At 44.5% G+C, this 517-nt stretch carries 2 rRNA genes; both read left to right on the forward strand.

From position 1 onward, the window contains the following. A 16S ribosomal RNA gene (locus L3V42_RS18070) occupies window positions 1-81 on the forward strand; the annotation flags it as partial. Window positions 82-422: 341 nt separating this feature from the next. Next, window positions 423-517: ribosomal RNA gene (locus L3V42_RS18075) — 23S ribosomal RNA — on the forward strand; the annotation flags it as partial.

Genomic DNA, 517 nt, shown 5'->3' on the forward strand with positions numbered 1-517 from the left:
CCGCCGAAGGTGGGACCAATGATTGGGGTGAAGTCGTAACAAGGTAGCCGTATCGGAAGGTGCGGCTGGATCACCTCCTTTCTAAGGATATAAATAAGAAAGCGCAAGTGGCTGTTTACCGGCCACTAGGGCTAGACTATTTCGGAACATACTGGGTTGTTTGGTTCAGTTTTGAGAGAGCAAAGCTCTCTATTTGTACCTTGAAAACTAAATAAGAGTAACAACGACATCAAAAACAAAAGGCTAAGGCGACTGTTCAGAAACGCAACGCTAGCAAGGGACTGGAAAACGCTTGTTTTTTAGCGTTTGGAAGACCATTGCTTATGACGGGAGTTTCTAGGAGCTGAAGCTAGATTTATAAATGCAAGAAAGTGGTCTTTAACAGACCATCAAGGCAAAACAAGCTATATTTACTGTAACTTAGTTAAGTGAATAAGGGCGCACGGTGGATGCCTTGGCACTAGGAGCTGATGAAGGACGGGACTAACACCGATATGCTCCGGGTAGTTGTAAGTAA

Origin of the sequence: Oceanobacillus alkalisoli, from assembly GCF_022213125.1 — a bacterium.
In the GTDB taxonomy this organism is placed as follows: Bacteria; Bacillota; Bacilli; order Bacillales; family Amphibacillaceae; genus Oceanobacillus; species Oceanobacillus alkalisoli.